Source organism: Comamonas sp. C24C (assembly GCF_053345995.1).
In genome coordinates, this window is record NZ_JBKFBC010000006.1 from 317,617 (window position 1) to 326,262 (window position 8,646).

8 protein-coding genes are annotated in these 8,646 nt (G+C 63.7%); 3 read left to right on the forward strand and 5 right to left on the reverse strand.

The annotated features are described in order from the left end of the window. The first annotated feature begins 119 nt into the window (after window positions 1-119). Together ACLBXN_RS13820 and ACLBXN_RS13825 are read left to right on the forward strand one after the other, a co-directional pair. Window positions 120-503: a bleomycin resistance protein gene (locus ACLBXN_RS13820; protein WP_447612486.1), complete on the forward strand. Its 384-nt coding sequence runs from the start codon at window positions 120-122 to the stop codon at window positions 501-503. An 88-nt stretch (window positions 504-591) separates the two neighbouring features. Then, entirely contained in the window at window positions 592-1,686 is a 1,095-nt protein-coding gene (locus tag ACLBXN_RS13825) for a zinc ribbon domain-containing protein (protein WP_447612495.1), read from the forward strand. Window positions 1,687-1,792: 106 nt separating this feature from the next. On the opposite strand, the gene ACLBXN_RS13830 is transcribed toward ACLBXN_RS13825, so the two are convergent. From ACLBXN_RS13830 to ACLBXN_RS13845, 4 genes are all read right to left on the reverse strand, one after another. Next, window positions 1,793-2,908: a TIGR03364 family FAD-dependent oxidoreductase gene (locus ACLBXN_RS13830; RefSeq protein ID WP_447612487.1), complete on the reverse strand. Its 1,116-nt coding sequence runs from the start codon at window positions 2,906-2,908 to the stop codon at window positions 1,793-1,795. A 97-nt stretch (window positions 2,909-3,005) separates the two neighbouring features. Continuing rightward, the gene (locus ACLBXN_RS13835; RefSeq protein ID WP_447612488.1) at window positions 3,006-4,763 is read right to left on the reverse strand and encodes a putative 2-aminoethylphosphonate ABC transporter permease subunit; all 1,758 of its coding nucleotides are present in this window, start codon (window positions 4,761-4,763) and stop codon (window positions 3,006-3,008) included. A gap of 2 nt (window positions 4,764-4,765) precedes the next feature. After that, entirely contained in the window at window positions 4,766-5,842 is a 1,077-nt protein-coding gene (locus ACLBXN_RS13840; protein ID WP_447612489.1) for an ABC transporter ATP-binding protein, read from the reverse strand. 179 nt (window positions 5,843-6,021) lie between these two features. Continuing rightward, on the reverse strand, window positions 6,022-7,071 hold the full coding sequence (locus tag ACLBXN_RS13845) for a putative 2-aminoethylphosphonate ABC transporter substrate-binding protein (protein WP_447612490.1): 1,050 nt from the start codon (window positions 7,069-7,071) through the stop codon (window positions 6,022-6,024). Between the two features lie 346 nt (window positions 7,072-7,417). Between ACLBXN_RS13845 and ACLBXN_RS13850 the strand changes: the two genes are divergently transcribed. Then, a complete protein-coding gene (locus tag ACLBXN_RS13850) occupies window positions 7,418-8,284 on the forward strand; it encodes a LysR substrate-binding domain-containing protein (RefSeq protein ID WP_447612491.1) in 867 nt (288 codons plus the stop codon). Here the strand turns inward: ACLBXN_RS13850 and rfbC are convergent. Next, the coding region (gene rfbC / locus ACLBXN_RS13855; RefSeq protein WP_447612492.1) for a dTDP-4-dehydrorhamnose 3,5-epimerase at window positions 8,281-8,646 on the reverse strand (366 nt) is incomplete at its 5' end. The genes ACLBXN_RS13850 and rfbC overlap by 4 nt on opposite strands.

The window sequence follows — 8,646 nt, forward strand, 5'->3', positions numbered from 1 at the left end:
GAAATCCAGGCCGGCAACCTCAAGGCCCGCCAGATCGGCAGCCAGTGGCGCATCGCCCAGGCTGCGCTGGACGAGTTCCTGCGCGGCTGACCCGCAATCCACGGCCTCAGGTGCACGTCATGAATGAACACAAACCGGTTTTCATCAGCACCACTCCGGTGCTGGCATCGCTGGACATGGCGCGCACCGTGGCCTTTTACGCCCGCGTGCTGGGCGCCAGGACCGTCCACGCCCAGCCAGGCGAGTACGGCATCGTCTCGCTGGGCGGGCTGGAGCTGCATTTCTGGGCCTGCCAGGACCCGGAGATTCCCAGGCAGACCAGCTGCCGCATCCAGGTGGTGGGGATTGCCGCCCTGCATGCACAGTGTCTGGCCGAGAACGCGGTTCACCCCAATGGCGGTCTGCGCCAGCAGCCCTGGGGTACCCAGGAATTCAGTCTTCTCGACGAAGATGGCAACTGCGTGACCTTCTACGAAACCCATCCCGTCGCTGCTGCCGCCTGAACCCTTTTTTGCCGTGGCCACACCCGCTTCCTCCTCCCGCTCTTCCGGATCTGCATTCACCCCTGTCTCCGAGACGGCGCCGCCCTCCATGGTGGGCAAGCATGTCTGCCCCGAATGCGGCGGCAATCTGGAGTGGAATGCCAAGGCCCAGTCGCTCAAATGTCCTTACTGCGGCACCGTCGTCCCCTGGAGCGAACAGACACAACCCGAGTTGGGACGCGCCGTGGTGGAGCAGGATCTGGCCGAGGCCTTGCGCAACCCGGCAAGCGGTCGCGGCTGGGGCTCGGACGAGCGCTATGAGGTGCAGTGCCAGAACTGCCGCGCCATCTCGGTGTTTCTCGGCAAGAACGTGGCCCAGCGCTGCGACTTCTGCGGCTCGCCGGCCATCGTCGCCCATGAGGAGCGCAGCGACGCCATCACGCCGCAGAGCATCCTGCCGTTCAAGATCAGCGACGGCCAGATTCGCGACAAGATCCGTCAGTGGTACGGCAGCCGCTGGTTTGCGCCCAGCAAGCTCAAGAGCGCCGCGCTGACGGACACGCTGCACGGCGTCTATCTGCCCTACTGGACCTTTGACGCCCATGCCAGCGCCCTGTGGTGGGCAGAGGCCGGCTATTACTACTACACCACCGAGTCCTATCGCGACGCCAACGGCAATCTGCAGACACGGCAGGTCCAGCATGTGCGCTGGGAGCCGGCATCGGGCAGCCTGCAGCATTTCTTCGACGATGAGCTGGTGCCAGGCACCGTTGGCGTGCACGCCCATCTGCTGCGCCAGGTGGAGCCCTTCCCGACCACCACCGACCTCAAGCCCTACAGCCCGGAGTTCGTGCGAGGTTGGACGGTGGAGCGATACCAGGTGGACCTCTCCAAGGCCGCCAGAATCAACGAGGAAGACATGGACAGCCAGCTGCGCAGCATGTGCTCGCGCGAGGTGCCGGGCGACACGCAGCGCAATCTGCAGGTCCAGCGCCAGTACTCGGGCCGCAGCTTCAAGCACACGCTGGTACCGGTCTGGCTGGTCGGCTACACCTATGGCAGCAAGACCTACCAGATCGTGGCCAATGGCTACACCGGCCAGATTGCGGGCGAGCGGCCTTACAGCTGGGTCAAGATCCTGTTTGCCGTGCTGGCCGCCATCTTGCTCGTCATGCTGATTGCACCACTGTTCGTGCAGCAGTGACGCTCATGCTTTGATAGCTGCTTGCGCTTGTCAGATATAGTTTTTGATTTCATTTTCTTGAAATATGACAGCCTGCAAGCGCTAGCAGCTATTCAACTCGTAGCAGTTACCAGGCCATCCAGACTTCCTCGGCCAGACCAAAAGCCGTGCTCGCGCCCGAGCCGCTGGTCACGGCCACCACGCGTGTCGCTGCATCGGGTGCTTTGACAAAACAAGGGGCTTCGGCACTGGAGGGGTAGATGCCCGTCCAGCGCTCCACGACCTGGGCGTTGTCAATGTGCAGTGCCTCGTTCATATGTCGCAGCATGAGCTGGTCGACGGCTTCGCTGGCAAAAGGCTGGGGCGCGCTGCCGTAGTGATGCGAATCGCCCACCACGAGCGAGCCGTCGGCGCTCTGAACGGCAATCAGGTGGATGCCGTGCTTCAGGCTTTGTGCCTCCTCGCGCTCCAGTTCGGCGCGCAATGCAGCGGCTTCGGGCAGCGCGCTATAGCCCTCGTAGCGCACCAGGCTCAGATCCCCCATGACCGATCCTTCAAGCTTGAAGCCTGCTTGCGGCTGCACGCGCAGCATCTGCAACTGGCACAGCTGCACCTGGTTGTCAGTCCATTCACTGGCGAACAGCCCGCCTGGATCGGCGTTGTTGCAGACCACCACGCGTTCGGCGTGATAGCGGCCACGCGAGGTGGTGACGCGCGGCGTTGCCACCTCCGTCACGCTTTCGCTATAGGCGAAATCCACTCCCAGATCCTGCTGCAGCCACAGTGCCAATTGCGGGATGGCGGTGCGCGACTCCACGCGCAGCTCGTGCGGGCTGTAGAGCACGGATTGCAGCCCTTCGGTGCGCAGCGCCGGATGACGCGCTGCGGCCTGGGCGGGCGTCAGCAGCTCGCAGCCCGCGCCCATCTCGGTTTGCATGAATGCCTCAAGCACCGCTGCCGCTGCAGGCCGGCGCGCCGTCAGCCACAGGCCGGCATGAAGGACATCGATACCGGCCTTGGGCGCGATCTCGGCCCAGACATCGCGTGAGCGCATGGCGCGCCGCCAATGGGCGCCAGCGCGCTGGCCCGTGATGGTGACAAAGCCGAAGTTGCGAATCGAGGCGCCCAGGCAGGCGCCGTCGCGCTCTATCACCAGCACGGAGCGGCCGCGCGTGGCCGCGGCATAAGCATGGGCCAGGCCGACAATGCCGGCGCCGACGACGATCAGATCGTAGTTTTTCATAGCGTTACAGAAAAAGCAGACAAGCCAGGTCCCTGCCGCAGCGCCAGGGCGATGCAGCGAGAGACGTTCGGAGAATCAAGTGATGTGGAGAAAGTCCTCAGCGCTGGCGCCAGTGCTGGGTACGCCGCTGCAGCCAGGCATCGAGCAGCGCAATCAGCAGGCGACCGGCGGCTGCGGTCGCAAAGATCAGCGCGGCCATGGCGGCGGCGGGAGCGGTATCGCCCGCGTCATCCATGGCCAGCACGGCCACCGAGGCCAGTGTGGTTTCGGGCGAGTACAAGAAGACCACTGCCGACACCGTGGTCATGGCATTCACGAAGAAGTAGCCCGCCACCTGCATCACCGCAGGCAGGCACACGGGCAGATGCACACGCCACAGCAGCGTCCAGAACGGCACGCCCATGGAATCGGCCACGCGCTCATATTCGGTGTCCAGCTGCTGCAAGGCGGTGAGCTGGGTGATGTGTGCCACCGAGAAAAAATGCGCCACCGAGCACAGCACCAGAATGCCCATGGATCCGTACAGAAAGTGCAGCGGATTGCTACCCGCATTGAAGAACAGGATATAGCCCAGGCCCAGCGCCAGCCCTGGCACCGCCATGGGCAGCGTGGCCACCGCGTGCAGCCACTGGCGCGCGCGCACCCAGCCCGTGGGCCTTGCCACCAGATAGGCGCTCAGAAAGCTCATCAACGCACCGATCACTGCCGTGGCCACGGCCATGGTCAGCGAGTTGGCGTAACTGGCCCAGCCGCCGCCATCCATCATGTCGAACTGGTAGTGCTTGAAACTCAGGCTCAAGTTGTAGGGCCAGAAGCTGACCAGGGATGCCAGCACGGCCACGCCCATCATCGCCAGCAGCGCCAAAGCCATCAGGCCGCAATACACCAGCAGCGCGCGGTCAAGCACCGCGCAGGGCTGCGGCACCAGCGGCACGGCCCGCACGCTCATGGCAGCGGCCTGCCGGGCTCGCAAATGGCGCTCGGCAGCAAAGGCCAGGCCCGCAGGCACCAGCAGCAGCATGGCCACCACCGCACCCATGGACAGGTTTTGCTGACCAATCACCTGCTTGTAGATATCGGTGGCCAGCATCTGCGTGTTGCCGCCAATCACCTTGGGCACGCCAAAGTCGGTGACCACCAGAACGAACACCACAATCCAGGCAATCATCAGCCCGTAACGGCTGGCTGGCAGCGTGACCTGGCAGAAGCTGCGCCAGCGGCCCGCGCCCAGCGTGGCGGCAGCCTCATACAGGCGCGCATCGCCCGAGGCCAGCGTGGTGCACAGAATCATCAGCGCATGCGGAAACGTCCACAGCACCGAGCCAAGAACGATGCCAAACGGGCCGTAGGCCGTGCCGCCCGCCAACCAGCTCTTGAGCAGGCCCTGCGCACCAAAGAGATAGATCAGGCTGATGGCCATGAGCAGCGACGGCGCCAGCAGCGGCACCAGGGCAATGGCGCGAAAGAACCTGGCCAGCGGCATGCAGCTGCGCATCACGCCATAGGCATAGCCATAGGCCAGGGCCACACACAAGGTGCTGCTGACGGCCGACAGCCACAGGCTGTTGAACAGCGACTGGCCTACGCCCGGCGTTTGCGCATAGACGAGGTACTGGGCCAGGCCCGAGAACCTGCCATCGGCCGACACAAAGCTGCGGCCCAGCAGCGCCCCCACGGGCAGTGCAACGGCCACCAGCAGCGCACCAAGCAGGCCCAGCACCAGTGCGCCCAGCCACAGCTTTTCCCAATGAAAAAAACGCGTTTGCCGTGGCGCAGGGCCGGTGCGGTGTTGCTGGCACGATGCCGCTGCGGGTGCATAGCTACCCACGGGCAGCGCAGAGGAAGAGGCATCCATGCTCATGCCGCCTTTCGCAGAAGCTCGGGGGCTGCCAGCGACTGCAGCGCGGCAGCCGGCAACTCCACCAGCACCTCGCCCTGCAGCCAGTCGGGCAGACGCGCGTCATGGCGCAGCGGCCATTGAACATCGATCTGGCATTGCAGCGTGGGGCTGAACACGCGCACCAGGACCAGCGAGCCCAGGAATGAGGTCTCGACCACCCGTGCGCGAAACAGATTGGGCAGTGCTGCAGGCTGGGCCGGGTGCAGCACCACGCTCTCGGGCCTCACGCCCACCAGCAAGCCATCACCGGCCTCAAAGCCGGCAGTGCTGCATTCAAGCCGTCCCTCGCCCACGCGCACCGCGTCGCCCGACTCGGCCACGGCGGGCAGCAAATTCATGCGCCCCACAAAACCGGCCGCAAAGTGGCTGACCGGCTTGGCGTAGAGCTGCTCGGGCGAGCCCTGCTGCTCGATACGCCCCTGGTGCATCAGCACCACGCGGTCGGCCATGGAAAGCGCTTCTTCCTGGTCGTGCGTGACCATCACGCAGGCAATGCCCAACTGACGCTGCAATTGACGGATTTCGCTGCGCAGCTCGGTGCGCACCTGGGCATCCAGTGCGGACAGCGGCTCGTCCAGCAACAGCAGGCGCGGGCGCGGCGCCAGTGCGCGGGCCAGCGCAATGCGCTGCTGCTGGCCGCCCGACAATTGCGCCGGGTAGCGCTGCGCCTGCGCACCCAGGCCTACCAGAGCCAGCATCTCCTGCACCCGGGCCTGCACTTGCGCCGCAGGCTGGCCCTTGAGGCCGAAAGCCACGTTCTGGGCCGCCGTCAGATTCGGAAACAGTGCGTAGCTCTGGAACACCACGCCAAAGCCCCGGCGTGCGGCGGGCCAGCGCGTGATGTCCTCGCCCTGAAACAGAATGCGGCCGGCGTCGGCCTGCTCGATGCCGCACAGAATGCGCAGCAGCGTGGTCTTGCCGCAGCCCGAAGGGCCCAGCAGGCTGACGAACTCGCCCCCCTCCACCAACAGGTCAATGTCGCGCAGCACCGGCGTGTCCTTGTACTGCTTGGCAATATGTTCTATGCGCAGCATCTGCAATCACTTTCAACGTGCAAAAAATTCCAGTGGCCTGCTGCGTAGAACTGGCGCTGACCCGGCTCAGAACTGCCGAACAAGGGCCGCCCCGCAGCGAGGCAGTGTCCCCCTCCGGCGCGCAGCGCCAGAGAGGGGGAAGCGGCGACGCCGCCCAGGCAAAGCCGCTCAGGGGGTGATTACTTTTTTTCCGCCTTGGCTTCGTACCGACGCGACCATTCGGCCAAGATACGATCGCGGTTAGCCGCTGCCCAGTTGAAGTCGTTTTTGGCCAGGCGCTTTTCCAGATCGGCCGGAATGAACTCGTGCTTTTCCTGGGCCTCGGGCAAAGCCAGCACGGCAAAGTTGGCTGCGTAGAGCTTGTTGGCGTCAGGCGTCACCGCCCAGTCGGCCAGGGCCTTGGCGGCTTCCTGCTTTTTGCTGGTCTTCAGAATGGCCGTGGCTTCCACATCCCAGCCCAGGCCTTCCCTGGGGAAGACGATGTCTATGGGCGCACCATCCTTCTTGGTCTTGTTGGCGCGGTATTCAAAGCTCAGGCCCACGGGAAACTCGCCCGCGCCGACCTGGCGGCAGGGCTTGGAGCCGCTGTGCGTGTAGACGCCGATGTTCTGGTGCAGCGCATCCATATAGGCCCAGCCCTTGTCCTCGCCCATCATCTGCAGCCAGGCGGCCACCATCAGATAGCCCGTGCCGCTGGACGCCGGGTGGGGCATGGTGATCGAGCCCTTGAATTCGGGCCTGGTCAGGTCGGCCCAGCTGGCAGGCGTGGGCAGCTTGCGCCTCGGGCCTTCCACGGTGTTGAAGCAGACGGCGGACGACCACAGGTCCATGCCCACCCAGGTCGGCGTGGCTGCCGGATCGCGCATGGTGGAGCGCACCTTGGCCAGGTTTCTGGGCGCATAGGGCTGCAGCATGCCTTGCTTGTCCAGCAGCACCAGCGAAGTGGCGGCCACGCCCCAGATCACATCGGCCTGGGGATTGGCCTTTTCGGCCAGCAGACGGGCAGTGATGATGCCCGTGCTGTCGCGCACGAACTTCAGCTCGATCTCGGGATGGGCTTTTTCAAAAGCCGCTTTGTAGGCCTTGATCTGGTCGGCCTCCAGGGCCGAATACACCAGCAGATCGGTCCTGGCGTGGGCCGCGGAGGCCAGGCCCAGCAAAGCCGTGGCAACCGTGGCAAAGGCGATCAAGGTGAAGCGGCGAGTGGCGGGGGCAAAAGCGTGGCGCATGGATAACAGTCCCTTGGATTGATCGTTGCCGCCCGACCAACGCGGCCGTTTGCGACATGAGGGAACTGTAGAAATTCACTGTGAAACGCCTGTGTCACAGAACTGAAATCTGGCAAAGGCGTCATCAGCAAACTTTGTAGTCATCGCACTGCGCCAGCGTCCGCCATCGAAATGCTATTGATTCGAAAGCAACTTACGCCTTACCTGTCTCATATTTCTTTATAAAACCACCTAAAAGACATTGCTTATATGCGCAAGAAGCTATTGAAATCAAAGCTGCTCATCCGTATTACCGGCTGCAGCGTTCATGTTGAAATCCGGGCACCGCTTTCTTGAAGACCTTGTCATGTTTGCCACACAGCTCAAATCCTTTTTCTGGGTCGCCCGCCTCGGCAGCATCACCCAGGCAGCGCGCCAGCTGGGGCTGAGCCAGCCCACGGTCACGGCGCAGATCAAGACCTTGGAGGAGCAATATGAAGTCGAGCTGTTCACGCGCCAGAGTGGAAGGCTGGCCATCACCGATGCGGGCCTGAAGCTGCTGCCGGAAATAGAGAAGCTGCTGCTGCAGTCGGCCCAGATCGAATCGGCGCTGCGCCAGTCGGGCCATGTCAACCAGGGTCAGCTGCGCATAGGTGCAACCGCCCCCTACTATGTTCTGGACATCGTCAAGCGCTATCAGCAGCAATATGCGCTGGTGGAAGTGAGCATCGTCAACGGCAATTCGCGCCAGATGATTCAGGCGCTGGCCGAGTACCAGGTGGATCTGGCAACCTCTTCGCACCTGGACACCGATCCGCGCCTGCTGCGCCTGGAGCTGGGGCGCGACCCACTGGCCCTGGTCGTGCACCGGCAGCATGCGCTAGTCGGGCAGAAGGCCGTCGATATCAGGGATCTGGCAAAGAACACGCTGATCCTGCGCGAGCGCGGCTCCATGACCCGGCAGATGACCGAGCAGATGCTGGAAGCCGCCCAGGTCAGCCCACAGCGGATTCTGGAAATTGCCAGCCGCGAATCCATACGCGAAGCCGTGATCCGCCAGATGGGCATCAGCATTTTTGCGCGGCACGAAGCATCGGCCCACCCGGACCTCGTCGTGCTTGATCTGAAAGGCGAGGTGCCTTGCCTGCCCGAATACCTGTACTGCCTGCGCGAGCGACGCGATGCGCAGCTGATTCAGCCATTTCTGCAGATGGCCGAATCAAGAAAGCGCTAATCGAACAGTTCGGCCTGCTTGAATGCGGGCTGATTCCTGTCCTTTTCCGACAAGGAAAACTCGATATCGAGCTGGGGCCATGTGATGCCGATGTCGGGGTCGTGCCAGAGCAGGCCCCGATCCGACTCCGGCGCGTAATAGGCCGTGGTCTTGTACACAAAGTCGGCCGTGTCGCTGAGCACCACAAAGCCATGGGCAAAGCCCGGCGGAATCCAGAGCTGGTGGTGATTCTCGGCGCTCAGCTCCGCGCCCACCCATTGCCCAAAAGTGGGCGAGCTGCGACGGATATCCACGGCCACATCAAACACCGCACCCGAGATCACACGCACCAGCTTGCCCTGGGCATGGGGTGGCAGCTGGTA

Bases quoted from the DNA above. Each gene is read 5' to 3' on its own strand.
- ACLBXN_RS13820 (WP_447612486.1), top strand. From the start codon at position 120: ATGAATGAACACAAACCGGTTTTCATCAGCACCACTCCGGTGCTGGCA.
- ACLBXN_RS13850 (WP_447612491.1), top strand. From the start codon at position 7,418: ATGTTTGCCACACAGCTCAAATCCTTTTTCTGGGTCGCCCGCCTCGGC.
- ACLBXN_RS13835 (WP_447612488.1), bottom strand. From the start codon at position 4,763: ATGGATGCCTCTTCCTCTGCGCTGCCCGTGGGTAGCTATGCACCCGCA.
- ACLBXN_RS13845 (WP_447612490.1), bottom strand. From the start codon at position 7,071: ATGCGCCACGCTTTTGCCCCCGCCACTCGCCGCTTCACCTTGATCGCC.
- ACLBXN_RS13830 (WP_447612487.1), bottom strand. From the start codon at position 2,908: ATGAAAAACTACGATCTGATCGTCGTCGGCGCCGGCATTGTCGGCCTG.
- ACLBXN_RS13825 (WP_447612495.1), top strand. From the start codon at position 592: ATGGTGGGCAAGCATGTCTGCCCCGAATGCGGCGGCAATCTGGAGTGG.
- ACLBXN_RS13840 (WP_447612489.1), bottom strand. From the start codon at position 5,842: ATGCTGCGCATAGAACATATTGCCAAGCAGTACAAGGACACGCCGGTG.